The organism is Kitasatospora sp. NPDC059747 (assembly GCF_042732955.1).
Lineage (GTDB): Bacteria > Actinomycetota > Actinomycetes > Streptomycetales > Streptomycetaceae > Kitasatospora.
On record NZ_JBHWGV010000018.1, the window covers coordinates 69,658 to 89,585 of the forward strand.

At 74.0% G+C, this 19,928-nt stretch carries 16 protein-coding genes and 1 pseudogene; 4 read left to right on the forward strand and 13 right to left on the reverse strand.

The features are described 5' to 3' along the window. Nucleotides 1–62: 62 nt before the first annotated feature. The 7 genes and pseudogenes from ACFV4G_RS10840 to ACFV4G_RS10870 form a co-directional block, all read right to left on the reverse strand. A pseudogene (locus ACFV4G_RS10840) lies at nucleotides 63–457 on the reverse strand (Sua5/YciO/YrdC/YwlC family protein); the annotation flags it as partial. 42 nt (nucleotides 458–499) lie between these two features. Next, the gene (locus tag ACFV4G_RS10845; protein WP_380438727.1) at nucleotides 500–1,651 is read right to left on the reverse strand and encodes an FAD-dependent oxidoreductase; all 1,152 of its coding nucleotides are present in this window, start codon (nucleotides 1,649–1,651) and stop codon (nucleotides 500–502) included. A gap of 69 nt (nucleotides 1,652–1,720) precedes the next feature. Next, nucleotides 1,721–2,797: a galactose-1-phosphate uridylyltransferase gene (gene galT, locus ACFV4G_RS10850; protein WP_380438729.1), complete on the reverse strand. Its 1,077-nt coding sequence runs from the start codon at nucleotides 2,795–2,797 to the stop codon at nucleotides 1,721–1,723. A gap of 169 nt (nucleotides 2,798–2,966) precedes the next feature. Further along, entirely contained in the window at nucleotides 2,967–4,007 is a 1,041-nt protein-coding gene (locus tag ACFV4G_RS10855; protein WP_380438731.1) for an ABC transporter permease, read from the reverse strand. After that, nucleotides 4,004–5,590: a sugar ABC transporter ATP-binding protein gene (locus ACFV4G_RS10860; protein WP_380438733.1), complete on the reverse strand. Its 1,587-nt coding sequence runs from the start codon at nucleotides 5,588–5,590 to the stop codon at nucleotides 4,004–4,006. The genes ACFV4G_RS10855 and ACFV4G_RS10860 overlap by 4 nt, the downstream gene beginning before the upstream one ends. Before the next feature lie 54 nt (nucleotides 5,591–5,644). Then, a complete protein-coding gene (locus ACFV4G_RS10865) occupies nucleotides 5,645–6,685 on the reverse strand; it encodes a substrate-binding domain-containing protein (RefSeq protein ID WP_380438735.1) in 1,041 nt (346 codons plus the stop codon). Nucleotides 6,686–6,937: 252 nt separating this feature from the next. After that, the gene (locus ACFV4G_RS10870; RefSeq protein WP_380438737.1) at nucleotides 6,938–9,019 is read right to left on the reverse strand and encodes a glycoside hydrolase family 27 protein; all 2,082 of its coding nucleotides are present in this window, start codon (nucleotides 9,017–9,019) and stop codon (nucleotides 6,938–6,940) included. Nucleotides 9,020–9,342: 323 nt separating this feature from the next. On the opposite strand from ACFV4G_RS10870, the gene ACFV4G_RS10875 reads away from it, so the two are divergent. Together ACFV4G_RS10875 and ACFV4G_RS10880 are read left to right on the forward strand one after the other, a co-directional pair. Beyond that, the gene (locus ACFV4G_RS10875; protein WP_380438739.1) at nucleotides 9,343–10,353 is read left to right on the forward strand and encodes a substrate-binding domain-containing protein; all 1,011 of its coding nucleotides are present in this window, start codon (nucleotides 9,343–9,345) and stop codon (nucleotides 10,351–10,353) included. A gap of 106 nt (nucleotides 10,354–10,459) precedes the next feature. After that, nucleotides 10,460–10,987, forward strand: coding sequence for a hypothetical protein (locus ACFV4G_RS10880; RefSeq protein WP_380438741.1), 528 nt, complete (start codon nucleotides 10,460–10,462; stop codon nucleotides 10,985–10,987). Here the strand turns inward: ACFV4G_RS10880 and ACFV4G_RS10885 are convergent. Together ACFV4G_RS10885 and ACFV4G_RS10890 are read right to left on the reverse strand one after the other, a co-directional pair. Further along, on the reverse strand, nucleotides 10,980–13,082 hold the full coding sequence (locus tag ACFV4G_RS10885; RefSeq protein WP_380438743.1) for an HAD-IIB family hydrolase: 2,103 nt from the start codon (nucleotides 13,080–13,082) through the stop codon (nucleotides 10,980–10,982). The genes ACFV4G_RS10880 and ACFV4G_RS10885 overlap by 8 nt on opposite strands. Nucleotides 13,083–13,136: 54 nt before the next feature. Then, nucleotides 13,137–14,072, reverse strand: a complete 936-nt coding sequence (locus ACFV4G_RS10890) for a carbohydrate kinase family protein (RefSeq protein WP_380438745.1) — start codon at nucleotides 14,070–14,072, stop codon at nucleotides 13,137–13,139. Between the two features lie 126 nt (nucleotides 14,073–14,198). Here ACFV4G_RS10890 and ACFV4G_RS10895 point away from each other — a divergent pair, with 126 nt between their 5' ends. Continuing rightward, on the forward strand, nucleotides 14,199–14,816 hold the full coding sequence (locus ACFV4G_RS10895; RefSeq protein WP_380438747.1) for a TetR-like C-terminal domain-containing protein: 618 nt from the start codon (nucleotides 14,199–14,201) through the stop codon (nucleotides 14,814–14,816). 19 nt (nucleotides 14,817–14,835) lie between these two features. On the opposite strand, the gene ACFV4G_RS10900 is transcribed toward ACFV4G_RS10895, so the two are convergent. Beyond that, nucleotides 14,836–15,624 carry an SPFH domain-containing protein gene (locus ACFV4G_RS10900; protein WP_380438749.1) on the reverse strand — a complete coding sequence of 263 codons (789 nt, stop codon included), beginning with the start codon at nucleotides 15,622–15,624 and terminating at the stop codon, nucleotides 14,836–14,838. Nucleotides 15,625–16,210: 586 nt separating this feature from the next. Here ACFV4G_RS10900 and ACFV4G_RS10905 point away from each other — a divergent pair. Further along, entirely contained in the window at nucleotides 16,211–17,185 is a 975-nt protein-coding gene (locus ACFV4G_RS10905; RefSeq protein WP_380438751.1) for an alpha/beta fold hydrolase, read from the forward strand. A gap of 100 nt (nucleotides 17,186–17,285) precedes the next feature. Here the strand turns inward: ACFV4G_RS10905 and ACFV4G_RS10910 are convergent, their stop codons facing one another. The 3 genes from ACFV4G_RS10910 to ACFV4G_RS10920 all read right to left on the reverse strand — a co-directional run bounded on the left by ACFV4G_RS10910 (nucleotide 17,286) and on the right by ACFV4G_RS10920 (nucleotide 19,925). Continuing rightward, nucleotides 17,286–17,561 (reverse strand): PASTA domain-containing protein, encoded by a 276-nt coding sequence (locus tag ACFV4G_RS10910; RefSeq protein WP_380438753.1) that lies wholly within the window; start codon nucleotides 17,559–17,561, stop codon nucleotides 17,286–17,288. Between the two features lie 115 nt (nucleotides 17,562–17,676). Beyond that, a complete protein-coding gene (gene pstS / locus ACFV4G_RS10915) occupies nucleotides 17,677–18,804 on the reverse strand; it encodes a phosphate ABC transporter substrate-binding protein PstS (RefSeq protein WP_380438755.1) in 1,128 nt (375 codons plus the stop codon). Between the two features lie 254 nt (nucleotides 18,805–19,058). Beyond that, nucleotides 19,059–19,925: an NAD(P)H-binding protein gene (locus ACFV4G_RS10920; protein WP_380438757.1), complete on the reverse strand. Its 867-nt coding sequence runs from the start codon at nucleotides 19,923–19,925 to the stop codon at nucleotides 19,059–19,061. Between the last annotated feature and the right edge of the window lie 3 nt (nucleotides 19,926–19,928).

Genomic DNA, 19,928 nt, shown 5'->3' on the forward strand with positions numbered 1-19,928 from the left:
TTCGGTCGCGGGGGGGCTGTCGCTGGGGGGGGTCCCCCCGGGGTCCGCTGTGTGCGGCGCCCCGCGCCCGGGTGACGGCGTGGTCGGGGATCCGGACGCCCACCGTCTTCTTCTTCGGGTGCAGGAGGCGCCGGGGCACCTCCTTGGTGGCCGGGAGGATGAAGGTGTAGCCGCCCGGCGTCGCGGCCTTGACGGCGCGGAAGACGTTGTTGTCGAGCTGCACGAACTGCCCCAGCTGCGCGAAGTCCTCGCACATCAGGGTGAAGTGGTGCCGCTCGTCGAGGCGCCGGATCGTCCGGATCCGTTCGAGGCCGTCGCGGTTGTCCAGCCGGCAGCCCAGGGCGAAGCAGGAGTCGGTCGGGTACGCGATGAGGGCTCCGGACCGGAGGCTGTCGGCCACGGTGCTGATGGTGCGCGGCTGGGGGGACTCTGGGTGGACGTCGAAGTACTTGGCCATTCGGCGACCCTAAGGGATGCCGACCGCTGATCGCCGCAGGTCTCAGCGGGACGGGGTGAAGTTCGGGAGCTGTTCGAGGCTCTCGGCGACGGCGGCGAAGCCGTACGCGAGCATCTCGTGCTCGTAGACCTCGACGGCCTCCCGCAGGCCGGTCCCGCCCCGGTGGGCGTCCGTGAGGGTGCGGCAGAGGAGCGCGGCGTCGCGCAGGGCGGTATTGGCGCCCTTGCCCGCGCTCGGGGGCATGGCGTGGATCGCGTCGCCGAGGAGGGTGACCGGGCCGGTGCCCCAGTGCGGGACGGGCTCGGCGTACCGGAGCGTCAGCGGCGAGCTGTTGACGACGTCGGACCGGCGGACGAGCTCGACGAGATCGGGGTGCCAGCCGTCGAGGAGGGGGAGCAGCCGGTCGCGGACGGTCGCCCAGTCGTCGTCGCCGGTGAGCTGCTCGGGGAGGGTGACCACCCAGCGCAGGTAGCTGTCGGTGTCGGGGAGTTCGACCTCGGGGGCGAGCTCGGCCGCCGCGAGCCTCGGCGGGCGGCGGAACTCCATCCGGCCGAGCAGCATCGTCAGCCCGGGGCCCTGTACGAGAGTGCCGAAGTCCGGGACGAGGGCGGCGAAGCGCTCGGTGAGCGGGGTGCGCCCGAGGAGCGAGTTGCCCGGAATGTCGACCACCCGGGCGTCGGGGAGCAGTCGGCGGCGCACGGCCGAGCCGACGCCGTCGGCGCCGACGAGGAGGTCGGCCACCGCGCTGCCGCCGTCGGAGAGGTGGACCTCGACGGTGCCGTCCGGCAGCTCGGCGTAGCCGGTCACGGCCCTGCCGAACTCGACGCGCTCGCCGAGCCCGGCGAGGAGGACCTCCCGCAGGACGCGCCGGTCGGCCGCCGCGCCGCCGTCGGTCGGGTCGAGCCGCCGGAGCTCGGTGAGGTGCTGGTCGACCACCCTCGGCCGGCCGGCGAGCGGCCCGGTCACGGCGTCGAGCAGCCGGTACAGCCGGGGCGGCAGGCAGTCGCGCAGCGCGCCGAGCCCGTGTTCGTTCAGAGCGATCCGGAAGCCCTGGTAGCGGCTGTCCGCCGCGGGCTCGCGCTCGTACACCCGCACGTCGATCCCGGCGCGGACCAGCCCCTGCGCCAGGCACAGCCCGCCGATGCCGGCCCCGGCCACGATCACCTTCATGTCCCGCTCCTCACGTTCCGTCATGTCCACCAGCATCGGTGCCGGTTGGTGGCGGCGGCAGGGCGTTCGATCACGAAGCACCGATGACATCCGTCACAGCGCCGCCTCCCGCAGCCGCTGGGCCGCGTGTTCGGGGCTGACGTCGTTGACGAAGGCGTCCATGCCGGATTCGACGCCGGCCAGGTACTTGAGCTTGTCGGCGGTGCGCCGGATGGTGAACAGCTCCAGGTGGAGGGCGAGTTCGTCCCGCTGGTCACGGGGCGCCTGGTGCCAGGCGGAGATGTACGGGGTGCGGCCGGTGCCGAAGAGGCGGTCGAAGCGGCGCAGCAGGTCGAGGTAGAGGCGGGGGAACTCGGCGCGTTCGGCCTCGTCGAGGGCGGTGAGGTCGGGGACGCGGCGGTGCGGGTAGAGGTGGACCTCGTAGGGCCAGCGGGCGGCGAAGGGGACGAAGGCCGTCCAGTGTTCTCCGGCGAGTACGACCCTTTCGCCGTCGGCGCGTTCGGCGGCGAGGAGGTCGTCGAAGAGGTTGCGGCCCGTCGCCGTGCGGTGGGCCCAGGCCCGCGCGGCGATGCGGGTGGTGCGCGGGGTGGTGAAGGGGAAGGCGTAGATCTGGCCGTGGGGGTGGGCGAGGGTGACGCCGATCTCGGCGCCGCGGTTCTCGAAGCAGTACACCTGTTCCACGCCGGGCAGGGCGGAGAGCGCGGCCGTGCGGTCCGTCCACGCGTCCAGGACCAGACGTGCGCGGGCCTCGGAGAGGTCGGCGAAGGACGCGTCGTGGTCGGCCGTGAAGCACACCACCTCGCAGCGCCCGGTGCCCGGTCCGGCCGTGCGCAGCGGGCGTTCGGTCCGGGGCGCGTCCGCGTCGGGGTGCAGGGACGGGAAGCGGTTCTCGAACACCGCGACCTCGTAGTCCGGGGCCGGGATCTCGCTGAGCCGCGCGTCGGTGGAGGGGCAGAGCGGGCACTCGTCGGCGGGCGGGAGGTGGGTGCGGCCCTGGCGGTGGGCGGCGATGGTGACGCTGTCCCCGGTGGCGGGGTCGCGGCGGATCGCGGAGCGGACGGCGGTGGGCTCCAGGTGGCGCCGGTCGACGGTGTCGCGCACGGCGGACTCGTCGGTGTCGTAGTAGAGGATCTCGCGGCCGTCCGCGAGCTTGGCGGTGGTCTTCTTCATGGCTGGGTCTTCTCCATGGCTGGGCCTTCCGCGGCGGCGGTGGGGGGCCCCCCCCGGCGCCGCGCCGGGGGGGGGGGGGGGCCCCGCCCCCCCCCCGGCGCGGGGGGGGGGGGGGGGGGGGGGGGGGGGGGGGGCGCGGCCCCCTCCTGGGGGATTGGCTGGAGGACGGTCAGGCGGGCAGGCCGACGGCCCGCTCGCGCCCGCGCCGCTGCTGGATCACCACGGCGACGACGAGCAGGAGGCCCTGGGCGACGTTCTGCCAGAAGGAGTTGATGCCCTGGACGGTGAGCCCGTTCTGCAGCGCGCCGAGCAGCGCGACGGCGAGGAGCGTCCCGGCGATGCCGCCCTTGCCGCCCTTGAGCGCGCAGCCGCCGAGCGCGGCCGCGGTGATGGCCTGGAGCTCCAGGCCCTCGCTGCCGGAGGTGGGCTGTCCCGAGCCGGTGCGGGCGGTCAGCAGGACGCCGGCGACGGCCGCGACCATGCCGGTGAGCGCGTACACCGACAGCAGGTACTTGTTGAGGTCGATACCGGCCAGCCGGGCGGCGGTGGGGTTGCCGCCGAGGGCGTAGATGTTGCGGCCGATGTCGGTGTAGGTGAGCAGGACGTGCACGGCGGCGGCGACCAGGATGAGGATCCACACCATGGTCGGCAGCCCGGCGATCTTGCCCCGGCTGAGGAAGACGAACAGCGGGTCGCCGAGGACGTAGCCCTGGGCGCGGCCGTCCGAGATCAGCTGGGCGACGCCCTTGTACGCGGCGAGCCCGGCCAGGGTGGCGATGGTCGGGTTGACCCGGCCGTAGATGATCACGACGCCGTTGAGCAGCCCGACGCCGGCGCCCGCCAGCACGGCCGCGCCGATGCCGAGCGCGGCGCTGGAGCCGGTGGACGTGAACACCATCGCGCTGACCACGGAGGCGAGGCCGGCCTGGGAGCCGACCGAGATGTCCAGGCCGCCGCAGATGATCACCACGGTCTGGACCACGGCGAGCAGCCCGGCGATGGTCACCGCCTCGGCGATGACCTGGATGTTCTGCCAGCCCAGGTAGTTGAGGTTGAGAAAGCCGAACAGCGCGAGCACGGCCGCCAGGGCCAGCAGCAGGATGAGGTTCTGGCCACCGACGGCGCCCAGCACGGCCCGCGCGCCGGTCGGCCGGGCGGGCCCGGTGGGGGCCTGCGGCCGCTGGTCGGCGGTGGTGGAGGGGGTGGTCATCGGGCGGCTCCGGTCGTGGGGTCGGTGGTGTCGGCGGGCGCGAGGTCCTCCGACATGGCCAGGGCGAGGATCGCCTCCTCGGAGGCCTCGGCGCGGCCGAGTTCGCCGGTGATCCGGCCGTTCTGCATGACCAGGATCCGGTCGGCCAGGCCGAGGACCTCGGGCAGTTCGGAGGAGATCACCAGGACGGCGACGCCGTCGCGGGCCAGGTCGGCGATGATCTGGTAGATCTCCGCCTTGGCGCCGATGTCGACCCCGCGGGTCGGCTCGTCCAGGATCAGCAGCTCGGGGCGGCGGGCCAGCCAGCGGGCGAGCACGACCTTCTGTTGGTTGCCGCCGGAGAGCGTGCGGACCTCGCTCTCGATCGAGGGCGCGCGGACCCGCAGCCGGTCCGCGTACTCCTGCGCGAGCTGCCGCTCGGCGCCGCGCCGCACGAACCGGCGCCGCCGCAGCCGGTCGAGGCTGACCAGCGAGGTGTTGTCGCGGATCGTCCGGTGCAGGAAGAGCGCCTGGGCCTTGCGCTCCTCGGGGGCGAGCCCGAGGCCCGCGCGGATCGCGTCCTTGGGGGAGCGAAGGCGCAGCACGGTGCCGCCGAGGAGGACCTCGCCGGAGCGGATCGGCACGTCCCCGGCGAGGGCGAGGGCGAGTTCGGAGCGCCCGGCGCCGATGAGCCCGGCGAGGGCGACGACCTCCCCGGCCCGGACCCGGAGGCTGACGTCGTGGACGTCGTCGGTGCTGACGCCGCGTACGTCGAGCACGACGCGGTCGGTGGCGACGTCCTGGCGGACGAACAGGCCGGCCAGGTCGCGGCCGACCATGAGCCGGACGAGCTCGCGCTCGTCGGTCCCGTCGGCGGGCAGGACGCCGGTCAGGGTGCCGTCGCGCAGGACGGCGATCCGGTCGGCGAGCCGGAAGATCTCCTTCATGCGGTGCGACACGTAGATCACCGCGATGCCGCGGTCGCGCAGCCGGCCGATCAGGGCGAACAGGGCCTCCACCTCGTGCTCGGAGAGCGAGGAGGTGGGCTCGTCGAAGGCGATCGCCCGGGGCGGCACGGCGCCGGTGAGCGCGCGCATGATCTCGACCAACTGGCGCTGGGCGGCGGTGAGTTCGGAGCCGAGGAGGTCCGGGTCGAGGACCTGTTCGAAGCCGAGGTCGGCCAGGTCCGCGGTGATCCGCCGGCGCAGCTCGGCCCGGTCGAGCCGGCGCCCGGCCCGGCGCGGGAGGCTGCCAGCGTAGACGTTCTCGGCGACCGACACGTGCGGGATGATCTCCGGCTCCTGCGGGATGATCCGGATGCCCGCGCGGCGCGCGTCGGTGGGGGAGGAGAGGTCGAGCGGGGCGCCGTCGAGCAGGACCTGCCCCTCGGTGGGGCGGTGGTCGCCGCTCAGGATGCGCAGCAGGGTCGACTTGCCGGCGCCGTTCTCGCCCATCAGGGCGGTGACCTTGCCGGGCGGGAAGTCGACGCTGACGCCGTGCAGCGCCCGGACGCTGCCGAAGGTCTTGCCGATGTTCTCGGCGACCAGGCCCTGGGCGGGCCGGGGGGAGGGCCCGGAGCCGGGTGGGGACTCGGGTGAGGTCATGCGTGCCTCGCTGGAGGTGCTGGGGGTCGCTTGGGGTACCGGAAGGGGTGGTGCTCAGCTGCAGGTCATGCCGGTGCTCTGCCAGGTCGAGGCGTCGACCATGGTGGTGGGGGCGAAGGCCTCGGCGGGGAAGTCCTTGCCGTTCTTGAGCTTGTCGACCATGGTCTGGACGGCCAGCGCGCCGACGTCCTTGCCGTTGATGAACAGGGCGGCCTTCATGCCGGAGGGCTTGCCGCTGGTCCAGTCCTTGCAGGCGAGGTAGGCGCCGAGGCCGACGCCGTCGATGTCGTCGGGGCTGACACCGGCGTTCTGAAGGGCGGTGACGGAGCCCTGGACGTTCTCGTCGTTGCAGCCCCAGACCACCCAGTGCTTGACGCCGGGGTTGGCGGTGAGGGTGGCGGCGGTCTTGTCCTGGGCGCCGGTGGGGGTGTTGTCGGTGGCGACGTCGATGTTCTTGACGTCGGCCCCGCCGGCGGCGGCGAAGGCGGCCTTGGCGCCCTTGATCCGGTCGCCGCAGACGGTGACGTCCTGCTTCCAGGCGGAGATGATGCGGGTGTCGGCGGGGTTCCAGCCGGCCTTCTTGAACTCGGCGGCGGCCCGCTTGCCGACCTCGCCGCCCATCTGCTCGCCGGAGAAGCCGACCCGGGCGACGAGGTCGCCCTTGCCGCAGGAGGCGGGCGCGGGGCCGGTGGCGCAGATCTGGTCGTCGGAGGTGAGCAGGGCGACGCCGGCGTCCTTGGTGGTCTGCACGACCTGCGGGCCGACGGCCGGGTCGGGCACGACGACGATCAGCCCGTTGCTCTTGCCGGCGATGGCCGACTGGACCTCGCTGACCGTCTTGTTCGCGTCGTTGCCGAGGTTCACGACCTTGAGGTCGACGCCGAGCTCGGCGGCCTTGGCCTTGGCGCCGGCTGCCTCGCCGACGAAGTACTCCTGGTCGCCCTGCTTCTGCAGGTAGGTCAGCGAGACCTTGCCGTCGACCTTGGCGACGGAGCCGGAGGACGACTCCTGGCCGGTCGAGCACCCGACGGCGCCCACGAGGGTCACGCAGCCCAGGACGGCGGCGGACAGGACACGGCTGCGGCGAATGAACATGCGGTGGCTCCCGGTCAGGAGAGAAGGGTGGGGGATGTGGGCACGGCGTTTGAGTCGCGGCTTGAATCAAACACAATCGATCAGAAGCAAACTTGATCAAACGTGCTCGGACAGGAAACTCCCCGCCCGGACTTTCGTCAAGGGTCTTCGATGCGCTCGCGTCAATTCGAGACGTTCCCGTTATCGCCGCGGTCTACCCGGTCCCCACCCACCCGGCGGGCGGGTGGGGACCGGGTCGGAGCGGACGGTGGATCAGGAGAGGGTCGTCCAGGCCTGTCCGGCCGCGGCCGGGTCGGGCTGGACGGTGACGACGGCGGAGGCGGCCGCCGGGCCGGCGGCGGCGAGCGCGAGGCCGGTGGCCACGTTGGTGACGGTCAGTGCGCCGGTCGCGGTGTTCTGGAGCACCCGCCACTTCTGGCGGGCGTTGTTCGGGTCGTAGCCGTTGGTGACGTACGCGGCCGCGCCGGACGAGCCGGGGGCGGTGAGGATGCCGTGCACCTGGGTGCCGGTGTAGCAGTTGTCGGTGATGCGCACGGTGCCGTCCGGATTGGCGGCGAAGTTCCACTGCTCCGAGGTGTGCGTGCTCCACCACGTGTTGACGTCGACGACCGCGCCGTCCGCGGCGCTGCAGGTGCCCTGGACCTCCAGCGCCTGGCCGCCGGTGCCGCCCGCGCCGATCGCGTGGTAGGCGCCGTCGCCGATCACCGCCGCGGGCGTGAACGCGGCCTGCGGGGTGAGGCGGAACATCGCGACGCCGTGCGGGGCGACCCAGGTGCCGCCGACGGTGCCGCCGGAGGCGACGGTGCCGGTGGCGCCGGTCCACAGCTCCTTGGACGTGTAGCCGCCGGTGAGGCCGAGCGAGCCGAGCGTGCTGCCGATCGTCTGCCAGTTGTTCGGGTCCTGGTTGACCAGCAGGACGGCGGTGTCGCCGCCCGCCAGCTGCCGCTTGAGGACCACCGGGGCGGTGCCGTTCGCGGGCGGGGCGCCGACCAGCGTCGCCGGCCTGGCGAGCGCGTCCTGGTCGATCCGGATGACGTCGGCGTTCTTCATGAGCGCCAGGCCGGAGGCGGGGATGCCGGTGGACCAGCTCGTACTGCCGTCGGTGTGCTGGGCGTCGGCGTAGGTGCGCAGGTCGGCGCCGGAGATGAGGGGCGAGGCCATCATCGACAGGACCGACAGCTCGGTGCGCGACTCGTCGTCGGTGAACGGCTTGTGGCACGCGCAGGTGTCGGTGACGCCCCACGAGCCGTAGACGTCCTGCCAGCCGGTGAACATCATGTCCATGTCGTTCCAGCTGCCCGGGCGGACGTTGCCCGGGTACTGCAGCGCGGTGCCCAGCTGCTGCCCGTAGAGCACGCCGCTCAGGTCGCTGCCGCGGTCGCCGCCGATCCGGCACAGGTTGGCGACCTGCCCGCACCACACGCCGGTCGGCGCGTACCCCGGGGACTGGTACGCCGGGGTGCCGGCCGCCCGGATCACCGGGTCGGTGCGGGCCGGGTCGTTGGCGCCCAGCAGGTACGGCACGCCGGTGTGCACCGGCTGGGCGGAGACGCTGAGCGCCACCCTCGGCCTGCCCTGCGCGGCGGAGGCGGCGTCGAGGGCGCGCTGGAACGTCTGCACCCGGGCGTACATGGACTGGGTGAGTTCCTTGCCCTCGCCCTGGGTGTAGTAGTTGTGGCCGTCCGGGCCGACGATCTGGGGGCCGTACGGGCAGTCGTCGTACTTGACGTAGTCGACGCCCCAGGAGACGAAGTCGCTCGCGTCGGTGGCCTCGTGGCCGAGGCTGCCGGGGTGCATCTGGCAGGTCAGGTAGGTGTCCGTGCCGTACAGGCCGAACTTCATGCCCTTGCTGTGGGCGTACCAGGCGAGGTACTGGATGCCGTTGACGGTCTGCCCGTTGACGACCTGGGAGGGGAAGGTGTCCGGGCGCGGGGCGAGGTGGCCGGAGGTCGGGTCGTTGCCGGTGCCGTCGGTGCCGGCGACCGGGTTCCCGGCGGCGTCGTAGAGCTGCATCGAGCCGTAGGACGTCCGCACGATGTCGGTGCTCTGGCCGTCGCGGTGCCAGAGCGACCAGCCGTCGTCGATGGTGACGGTGTTGTAGCCGGCCGCCACCAGGCCGTTGCCGGACATGAAGTCGATGGTCTGCTTGACCTGCTGCTCGGTCACGTTGGTGCCGAGCGAGTTCCAGGAGTTCCAGCCCATCGGCGGGGTGAGGGCGGTGCCGTTGTCGAGGGCGGCGGCGGGGGTCGCCGTGGTCAGCGCGAGGGCGCCGAGGCCCGGGGTCGCGAGGGCGAGCGACAGCAGCGCGCCGGCGAGTCGTCGGGATCTGCGCATGCGTGGGCGCATGGGTGCTCCAAGGGTGGGGGTGGGTGGGGGTCGCCAGAGCGAGCGCCTGTTGGAATTTGTTGATTCGTGTCGGAAGGCGACCGATGGGGCTCAGATCCCAACAGGGGCAGGCGCAGGCTAGTGGCTCCACCCGGCCTGGCTCAAGAGGCAGGTTCCGCACGATAACGAGCCGGTATCGGCCCGAAGTTCGTCGGACGCGAGGCCTTGACGGGCGGGTGAACGTGGCGTTTCCTGTCACCGCCGCGTTCGATCGCGTTCGTTTGTGAGTGTTTGAACGTTCAAATCACCAAGCCCCCCACCTTGGAGCCTCCATGCGCCTGCGCCTGTGCACGTCCGGCGTCGCCGCCTTCGCCCTCGCGCTGACGGGCTGTTCGGCGGACCCGCCCGACCCGGCGGCGCACGGCCCGCTGACCATCACCTTCCTGCAGAAGCAGGGCGACCAGGGCTACTTCGTCGACGAGGCGGCCGGCGCCAGGGCCAGGGCGGCGCAGCTCGGCGTCGAGCTGACCGTCGTCGACCTCGGCAACGACCGCGACCGCGCCCTCAAGGAGGCCGGGGCGGCCCTCGGCAGGAAGACGGGCGGCCTCATCGCCGTCGTGCCCGACCCGACCGTCGGCCCCGACCTCGTCGCCCTCGCCCGCCGCGCCGACGTCCCGCTGCTCTCCACCGACGACCAGCTCTGCGCCGACTACCCCGACCCCGGTGCCTGCTTCTCCAACGGACTCGTCCCGCGCGTCGGCTTCAACGGCGCCGCCATGGGCGCGGCGGTCGGCGAACGCGCGGCCATCGAGTACGGGAGGACGGGCTGGAAGCCCGCCGACACCTGGACGCTGTCCGTCGCGAACGACGACATCCCGGTCTGCCGCGACCGGGTGAACGCGGCGGCGCAGGCGTTCTCCGCCGACGCCGGCGCCGTCCTGAAGAACGCGAAGGTGTGGGCGGCCAACACCGTCGACGACGCCCGCAAGCGGACCGCCTACACGCTGTCCACCAGCCCCGGCGTCCGGCACTGGGTGGTGTGGGGCTGCAACGACGAGGACGTCGAAGGCGGCATCAAGGCCCTGGCCGAGGCCGGCTTCGGGCCGGAGAACGTCGTCGGCATCGGCATCGGCGCCTACCTCGCCTGCAAGGACTGGCAGGCCGGCCGACCGGCGGCGATGCGGGCCGCGCTCCTCATCAAGGGCGCCGAGGTCGGCGCGCTCGCCGTCCAGCAGATGGCCGACCGGCTGCGCGAACACAAGGAGCTCCCGCACGAGACGATCGTCCCGACGGCCATGGTCGACCCCGCCAACTGGCAGGCCTCCGGCGCGGCCTGCACCTGAGCGCGACCCGGCCCGCCGACGGGGCCGCCGAACGGCGCTGTAGGCTGCACCCCGCCCTGTCCGGGCCCGGAAACACCCCCACGGCAGATCCAGGAGTCGATCGCGCATGTCCGCCCCCGCTCAGCGCCGCAAGGTCCACCTGTCGCAACAGCGCGTGGCCGACAGCCCGTTCGGGCCCCTTCAGATCAGCCACGACCGCTGGCCCTCCGTCATCGTCCGGCTCACCGGCGCGGGCATACCCACCGTCACGGCGGTGCCGGACCGCGAGCACGGCGCCCTGTCCGTCAACGGCCACCACGTGCCGACGGTCCGGGGCAGCCGCGGCTGGGACCCGCGCCGCAAGGCGCGCACCCGCACCGCCCTCGTCGGCGCCCGCGGCTACGAGCTGCGGCCGACCGGGCTGTGCCGGGCCGAGCTGCGCCGCGACGGCGCGGTCATCGGGCGGGCGAGCAGCGGCCTGGGCGCGTACTCCCCGTTCCGCTCGATCCCGGGCATCGACGCGAAGATCGCGTGGTCACCGGGCGTCGACCCGACGGACGTCGCCGTCGGGCAGGCCATGGTGGTCACCTTCGGCGCCGGGGCGCCGGGCGCCTTCCAGCGGTGCTTCATGTTCTGGCTCGACTGGGTCAACTGACACCCGTACGGGCCGGCAGGGCCTCCGGTGCGGAGTCCCGGATCGCCCGCACGATCCGTGCCGCCCAGTCCGCGGGCCGTTCGCGGCCGAGGAGTTCGGAGAGCCGGTCCATCCGGGCCCGGCGTTCGGCGGCGGAGAGGGTGAGGGCCCGGGCCAGGACGGTGCTCAGGTCCTCCGGCGAGTGCGGGTCGGTGAGGAGGGCCGCGTCGCCGAGCTCGGCGGCGGCTCCCGCGTGCCGGGAGAGCACCAGCACGCCCGGGGTGCGGGCGGGCAGCGCGGCCTGGGCGGCGACGAACTCCTTGGCCGTCAGGTTCATCCCGTCCTGGAACGACGTCACCCACAGCACGTCGGCCGTCAGGTACTCGTCGACGACCGCGGCCGCGGACAGGCTGCCCGGCAGGTAGTCGACCGGCCGCCAACGGCCCTGCTGCCAGCGGTCGTTGACCTCGGCGATGCGCTGCTCCAGCTGGCGGCGGGTGGAGTCGTAGGCGGTGATGCCGGGCTCGGGCGGCGGGCAGACGAGCCGGAAGACGAGCCGCCCGCGAAGCTCCGGCCGGCGCTCCAGCAGGCGGTCCAGGGCGTCGACCTTCTGGACCGGCGCCTTGGCGTAGTCGAGGCGCTCGACCGAGAGCACCACCCGCCCGGCGGCCGGGCGCGGCCTCGGCCTGCGCAGCCGGGCGAGCCGTTCGACGGCGGCCCGGTCGACGCCCAGCGGGTGCACCTCGGTGCGCGGGGCGCGCTGCCCCAGCGTCCGCCGGAAGCGCTCGGCGAAGGCGGCGGTGTGGAAGCCGGCCCAGTCGAGGCAGGCGAGGGAGGCGCGCAGCTCGGCCGCGACGGGCAGGGCCGCGAAGACCTCGGGGGCCGGGAACGGGGTGTGGTGGAAGAGCCCGGTCCTGAGGTCGGGCCGGGTGCCGCGCAGCAGGCCGGGGACGAGCCACAGGTTGTAGTCGTGCAGCCAGACGGTGGCGCCGGGCGCGGCCTCGGCGGTGATGTGCTCGGCGAAGCGCGCGTTCACCGCCCGGTAGGCGGTCCAGGCGTGCCGGTCGGGGACGGACCGCGCGGGCTCGGACATCAGCACCGGCCACAGCGTCTCCTTGCACGCCCGGTGGAAGTAGCCGGTCCACTGCTCCGCGCTGAGCGGCACGAGGGACAGCGGCAGCCCGGTGGGGTGCGGGCGGGGGGCCTCGCGGTCGCCGCCGGCCAGCGCGGTGACCCACACGCCCGGCAGTCCGTCGGCGAACGCGCTGGTCAGGGTCGGGAGTATGCCGTTGGGGCTGCTGGGCGGCTGCCACCTGGTGCCGGTCCAGTGCATCGGCGGCCGGTGGTAGGCGACCACCACGGAGTGCCGGCGGCGGGGCCGGTCCGGATCGGGGCCGACCCAGCCGAGGTCCTGGAGCACCGCGTGGATCCCGGCGGCGCCGGTCTGCCGGGGGCGGCGGACCAGCGGGTCCCCCGCGACGGCGTCGAGCAGGGCCGTCTCGGCGCCGCCGACGACCACGCCGTGTGCGCCGGTCCTGAACAGCGACAGGTCGTTGAGCGAGTCGCCGGCGACGAGGATCTGCTGCGGCGTCCAGCCCAGCTTCCCGGCCAGGGCCCGCAGGGCGTTGCCCTTGGACGCCCCCGCGGGCAGGACGTCGAAGTAGCGGCCCGCCGAGTACTCCCAGCCGCAGCCGAGCGCCCGGACGGCGTCGGTGACCTCGCGGGTGAGCCGCTCCGGGGCCACGTGGTAGGAGCAGCGGCCCTCCTGGACGACGCCGAACTGGTAGGTGAGGGCGGGGAAGCGGCGCAGCGCGGCGCGGATGCGGGCCGGTCCCGGCCAGCCGGCGCGCAGCTGCTCCAGGAGCGGGTCGACGGGGGAGAAGTCCGCCCCGTCGGCGACGGTGGCGCCGACGTCGGCGATGATCCAGCGCGGGCGCGGGACGAGCGGGTCGCGCAGCACGTCGCGGACGGAGGACAGGCCCCGGCCGGTGGCGAAGACGAGGGTCACCTCGGGGTGGCGGGCCAGGGCGTCGCGCAGGCGGCGGCGTTCCTCCCGGGTGCCGCCGAGTAAGGTGCCGTCCAGATCGGTGACCAGAACCCTTGTGACGGGTGACATCCGTGACATCCGCCGGACGCTAGCACGATCACTCAGCGGTGTGAAGTGTTCACCTCAGGTGTGCGGGACGGTGGCCGACGGCAGCAGGGCGGCGAGCTCGTCGGCGCGCAGAGCCGCGTCCGAGCCGGGGCCGGTGGTCGCCGCCGCTCCGCAGACCACCGCGGCCGCGAGGCAGTCCGGCAGACCCAGGCCGTCCAGGAGGCCGTGGACGAGGCCCGCGTTGAAGCAGTCCCCGGCGCCCGTGGTGTCGACCGGCCGCACCGGGACGGCCGGGACGTCGTGGCGCTCGCCGCCGCGCACCGCGGTGGCGCCGTCCGCGCCGCGCTTGACCACCAGGGTCGGCACGAGGGCGGCGAGTTCGGCGATCGCGCCCTCCGGCCCGGCGGCGCCGGTCAGCCGCAGCGCCTCGGCGGCGTTCGGGGTGAGGACGTCGACCAGCGACAGGATGCGGCGGACCGCCGGGTCGTCGAGCGTCGCGGGGGAGTCGTGGCAGTCCATGACCACCTGCGTGCCGAGCCGCCGGGCGGCCTCGGCGGCCGCCACCATGTCGTCGTCCCAGCGCAGTTGGGGCACCATCAGGACGCGCGGACGGTACCGGCGCAGCAGCGGGACGAGGGGCGCGGGGGCGACCGGGTCCTGGAAGCTGACCATCGCGCGGTCGCCGGGGTAGGCCATCGCGACGGTCACGCTCCGGACGGGGACGGGGTGGTGGCGGAACGCGGAGGCGTCCAGCCCTTCCCGGCGGGCACTGGCCAGCACCTGGGCGCTGAAGGCGTCCGTGCCGAAGTCGGCGCTCCAGACCACGTCGCGCCCGAGTCGCCGCAGCGCCATCGCGGGCGTGTACGCGCCGCCGGGCACCCACGCGAAGCCGTCGGCGAACACCTCGCCGCCGGGCTCGACCGGCCGGGGCAGCCCGTGGAACACCAGGTCCGCGAAGTACGCGCCGGCCACCAGTACTTCGCACGGCTGTAAGGTCCCGCTCGACTCCATCCGGCGAGCATAGGGGTCCGCAGCGCACCGCGAGGCGCGAACGCGTCAAAGCGGCCCAGTAGGAGAGAACGCATTCGTTCACTAAACTCGGAGGTGGATCCGGGAGAGCGGAGAGGTGGTGCCGGCATGACCGCCGAACCCGAGGCCACGCGCGGAGCGGCCGACGCCGTGCCGCTGCGCCGGCGCGGCGAGGTGCTGGAGAGCGCGATCTTCGGGGCCACGCTCCGGCAGCTCGTCACGGACGGCTACGCGCGGCTCACCATGGAGGGCGTCGCGGCGGCGGCGCAGACCGGGAAGGCGGCGCTCTACCGCCGCTGGTCGTCCAAGGAGGAGCTGGTCATGGACGCCCTGCGCGCCAGCCTGCCCCCGGCCGGGCCGGCCCCGGACACCGGCAGCCTGCGCGGGGACCTCGTCGAGGTGGTCACCCGGCTGCGGACGGCGATGTTCAGCGAGTCGGGCGCGGCCGTGCGCGCCGTCATGAGCGAGCTCGACCACGAGCGGGCGCACGCCTTCCTGGAGATCGTGCTGGTGCGCGTGGTCGAACCCACCACCCGGCTGATCGCCGAGGTCCTCTCCCGGGGCGCCGCCCGCGGCGAGGTCCGTCCGGCGGCGGTGACGCCGCTGGTCACCGACGTCGTCCCGGCGCTGATGCTCTACCGGTTCAAGATGTGCGGCGGCGCGCCCGTCCGGCTGGACCCGGAGGCCATCGTGGACGAGGTCCTGCTGCCGATGGTCCGCCCGTGAGAGCGGCGGACGCCGGTCCTCAGGCGCCGTCCGCGGGGGAGTCGGGCACGGCCGCGTAGGCCTTGGCGGCGGCGGCCTCGAAGAAGCGCAGCAGCTCGACCGGGAACGGCAGGACGAGCGTGGAGTTCTTCTCGGCGGCCACCTCGACCACCGTCTGGAGCAGGCGCAGCTGCATCGCCGCCGGGGTCTCGGCCATCGTCGTCGCGGCCTCGGCGAGCTTGGCGGCGGCCTGGAACTCGCCGTCGGCGGTGATGATGCGGGCGCGGCGCTCGCGGTCGGCCTCGGCCTGGCGGGCCATCGAGCGCTTCATGGTCTCGGGGAGGGTGACGTCCTTGATCTCCACCCGGTCGATGTGCACGCCCCACCCGGTGGCCGGGCTCTCCAGCATGATCTCCAGTCCGCGGTGGAGCTGCTCGCGGCCGGAGAGCAGGTCGTCGAGCTCGCTCTTGCCGATGATCGAGCGCAGCGAGGTCTGGGCGACCTGGAGCATCGCGAAGCTGTAGTTCTGGACGTCGACGGTGGCCTTGATCGGCTCGATGACCCGGAAGTACAGGACGGCGTCGACGCTGACGGAGACGTTGTCCTTGGTGATGCCCTCCTGCGCGGGCACCGGCATGGTGACGACCTGGACGTTGACCTTGCGCATGCGGTCGACGACCGGGATGAGGAGCGTGAGCCCGGGCTGGCGGGCCCGGCTGCGCACGCGGCCGAGCCGGAAGACGACCCCGCGCTCGTACTGCTGGACCACGCGGACGCCGGTGACGAGCCAGAACAGGGCCAGGACCAGGATGAGTACGACTATCGCCACGGTACTGCGACCTCCCCCGCCGCGGCGCAGCCCGCGCCGGGACCGGAGTGGCCCTGTCGCACGGGTGCGAGCCGCGGAGCACAGTATGCGCCCGGGGTGTGACGTCCGACAGGGAGCGGAACGGGCCTTGACGAATCGTTACGCTCCGGATGCCCCCGGCACCGGGGAACGGCCGGGCCCTGCCGGGGCGTTGAGTCCGGCGGGTGCTGGCGAGGGCCCGGCCGGGTGGGGGCGAGTGGTGGCCGGGGCTCCCGGCGGGCGCGGGCGAGCGGTGCCGGAAGCCGACGCTGGGCGCGAGCGGCAGCTCCGTGCGCCCCTGCGGCGACGACTTCGCCGCCCCGGCGGATTCAGCCAGGATGAACGTCAGGACATAGTTGATCCATACCAGTTGACAGTGTGGCAGCGGTTAGCGAATGCTGGTGCCCGGCGCCGGACGCGACCGAGCCACCCGCGCCTCGTTGCGCACCGGTCGCCGCCACCGGACCCCGGGTGCGCCCCGTCCTGCCGTACCCCCGTCGGCGGGGTCGGGGCGCCCCCGGGCCGGTATCACCTCCGCTCCGCCAGCACCGGGAAAGGGACCTCCGCCATGGCCCGTCTGCCGCACCGCTTCCGGCCTGCCGCCTCCTCGTCCCCCGTGCTGGGCCGCTCCGCCGCCCTGGCCGCCGCCGTCCTCGCCGGGGTCGTGGTGGGCGGGGCCGTCGAGGCCGTGCGGCGGCGCCGCGCCGTGGCGGCGGCCCACGGCGACGAGCGGACGATGACCACCACGGCGGGCAACGTGCTCGCGTACCGCGTGTACCGGCCGCCGGACGACGCCCCGGCCGACCCGCTCGCACCGCTCGTCGTCTTCGACGGCGCGCTCGGCGACGGGGCCGGCCACGCCGAGTGGCTGCTGCGCGAACTCGCCGCCACCGGACCGGTCGTGACGTACCACCGCGCCGGCTACGGCCGCAGCAGCTACACCGGCGGCCGGCACTTCGACATCGACGCGGCCGCCGCCGACCTCGCCGACCTCGTCCGCCACGTCGCCGGCGAGCGGCCCGTCGTACTCGTCGGCCACTCCCTCGGCGGCTACCTCGCCGCCACCGCCGCCCGCCGCCTGCCCGGCCACGTGCTCGCCCTCGGGCTCGTCGACCCCTCCCACCCGGGGGAGCCGCTGGGCCGGGTCGACACCGGCCCCGCGAGCGCGTCCCCGGACGGCGTCGTCCTGCGCCTCGACGCCGACGCCCGCACCTGCGCGGCCGTCCGGCGCGAGTGGCGCGGCGCCCGCGCCCGCTTCCTGCGGCACGAGGGCCGGCTGCCCCGCGCCGACGTGCCCACGATCGTCATCACCGGCAAGCGCTCCGGGGACCTGCGCGACCGGCTGCGCCTCCAGCGCGAGTACTGCGAGGCCGCGCCGACCGCCGTCCACCGCGAACTCGACGCCCCGCGGGAGCAGTTGGTGACCCACTGGGCCGTGGCGCAGCACGTCGGCCAGCTGCTGGGCGAGTTCGTCGACTCGCTGGCCGCGGGCTGGGCTGTCACCGTGCCGGTCCCGCCGGGCGCCACGCGCGGACACGCCTGAGCGTCCGCGCACCCAGGACTCGCCCCTTCCTCCCGGTGGCACCCCTCCTGGGAGGAGGGGATTCGCACGGTCTGCGGCTAGTGCCGCTAGTGCCGCGGCACTAGCGCGGGCGCCGCGGGCCGTTCTCGTCGTGCACTTCCGCGAACTCGACCACCATCGAGCCGTGGCGGCGCATCCTCGCACCGGGGGCGGGGTGCTGGCCGGTGACGACCCAGACGCCGGGCCAGGTCAGCGCGCTGACGGGCGGGCCGTCCGGATCGCCGCTGGCGATGGCGAGGCCCGCCTCCCCCGCGACCTTGCGCGCCTGGGGCACGAGCAGCCCGACCACGTCGGGCACCGTCACCTCGGGGGCCGTGCTGGGTCCGATCCACGTCATGTCACCCTCCCGGGACCAGCCTGCCGCCGATGCCTCCCGGAGGGAAGACGGCGGCACCCGCCGGCCCCTCGGTGCGGGGCCGGCGGGTGCCGGTCGGACGTGTGCCGGGCGCGGGTCAGCCGAGGCTGGTGACGGCGGCCTTGACCTTGTCGCCGATGGCGGCGGGCAGCGGGACGTAGCCCTTGTCCCCGATGGCCTTCTGGGCGGCGTCGCCGACGGTGTAGGACAGGAAGCCCTTGAGGGTGTCGAGGGTGTCCGCCTTGTTGCCCTTGTCGCAGACGATCTCGTAGGTGACGAGGACGATCGGGTAGGCGTTGTCGGCCTTGGTGGCGTAGTCGAGGGACAGGGCGAGGTCGCCGTCGGTGCCCACGACGGTGGAGGAGGCGAGGGTGAGCGCGGCGTTGGCGGCCGTCGCCGCGACGGGCTTGGCGGCGCCGGTGCCGACCTGGGCGCTCTTCAGGTTGTTGGTCTGGGCGTAGGACAGCTCGGCGTAGCCGATCGAGTTCTTGACCTGCTTGATCTGGGCCGAGACGCCGGCGCTGCCGTTGGCGGACTGGCCGCCCTTGCCCTTCCACGCCTTGTCCGGCGCGGCGCTCCACGCGCCGCCGGAGGTCTTGGCGAAGTAGGAGGTCAGGTTGAAGGTGGTGCCGGAGTCGTCCGAGCGGTGGAAGGACTGGATGTCGGCGTCCGGCAGCTTGGCGCCCGGGTTGAGGGCGGCGATCGCCTGGTCGTTCCACTTGGTGATCTGCGAGTCGAAGATCTTGGCGGCGGTGGGGCCGTCCAGGATCAGGTTGTCGACGCCGTCGACGTTGTAGACCAGGGAGACGAGGCCGGCCACCATCGGCAGGTCGATCGCCTTGCCGCCGGTGCAGACGGCCTTCGAGGCGTCGACGTCGGCGGGCTTGAGCGCGAAGTCGGAGCCCGCGAACTGGACCTTGCCCTGGTTGAACTGCTGGACGCCCGCGCCGGAGCCGCCGCCGCTGTAGTTGACGGTGGTGCCCGAGCAGGACGCGGCGTAGAGGTTCTTCCACACGTCGATCGCGGGGCCCTGCGCGGTGGAACCGGCGCCGAGGAGCGAGCCGTTCTTGCCGCAGCTGATCGACGCGCCGGCGGCGGCCGGGGAACCGCTCGCCGCGGGGGCGGGGTTGTTGTCGTCGCTGCCGCACGCCGTCAGCGACAGGGCGCCCACCAGTGCCACCGCACTCAGGGCAAGGCTGCTGGACCGGCGGTTCCGCTGGAGCATCTCTTCGTTTCCCCTCGTTCTTCACGGCCCGCGCTCGGACGCGGGTTCCGGGGGCCTGGTGATCCCCGGGGTGAAGAATTTAGACGGGGGAGGTGAACAGATCTTCCGCCCGCGCTGAACCGGCGGTGAACCGGGGCGGTCCGGAGTGGCGGTGATCACACGGGCGGAGCAGCCGCCGTCGGCCGTCCGGGTGAGGGCGACGGCGGCGGCCCGCCGACGTGGGATCAGCCGACGTGGGATCAGCCGACGTGGGGTCAGTCGGCAAAGGCCCCAGCGTGCTCGGCGGCGAACTCGGCGAAGGAGCGGGCCGCACGGCCGGTCAGCTTCTCGACGTCCGGGCTCACGGCGGAGGCGTGCCCGGCCGCGTACAGGCCGTAGAGCTCGACCATGCCCTCGGCACGCCACGGGTCCCAGCCGGCGTCGAGCATGCCGGCGAGGGCGGCGTCGGGGGCGACGGCGGTGTAGTGCACCGTGCGGCCGGCCACCGCGCCCAGCTGCTCGGCGAGGGCGTCGTGGGTGAGCGCCGCCGGGCCCGTCAGGGTGTGGACGGCGCCCTCGTGGCCCTCCGTCGCCAGCACCTCGACGGCCGCCGCGGCGACGTCCCGCGCGTCGACGTACGACACCGCGCCCTCGCCGCCCGGCACGGCCAGCCGGCCCGCCCGCACGCTCTGCGCCATGCCCAGGAAGTTCTGGTAGAAGCCGTTCGGCGCGATCACGGTCCACGGCAGGCCGCTCGCCCGCAGGTGGTCCAGGCCCGCGACGTGCGAGGCCACGAACCGGACGCCCGCCGGGCGCTGCTCGACGCCCGCGGCGGCGTGCAGGACGACGCGCGGGCGCCGGCCGGTGCGCACTGCCGCGTCGATCACGTTCCGCTCGTGGTCGGCCATGTCCGGGTGGACGGCGACCAGCAGGTAGACCACGTCGGCGCCGGCGAGCGCCGCGTCCAGCGAGGCCGGGTCGGAGAAGTCGGCGGCGGCCTTCTCGACCCCGCCGTCCCACTCCGCCGGAGCCTCGGCGGGATTGCGCAGCAGCGCGCGGACGCTCTCGCCGCGCTCGCGCAGCCCCGTGACGATCTTCGAGCCGACCGTGCCGGTGGCACCCGTCACTACGATCATGGACATCTC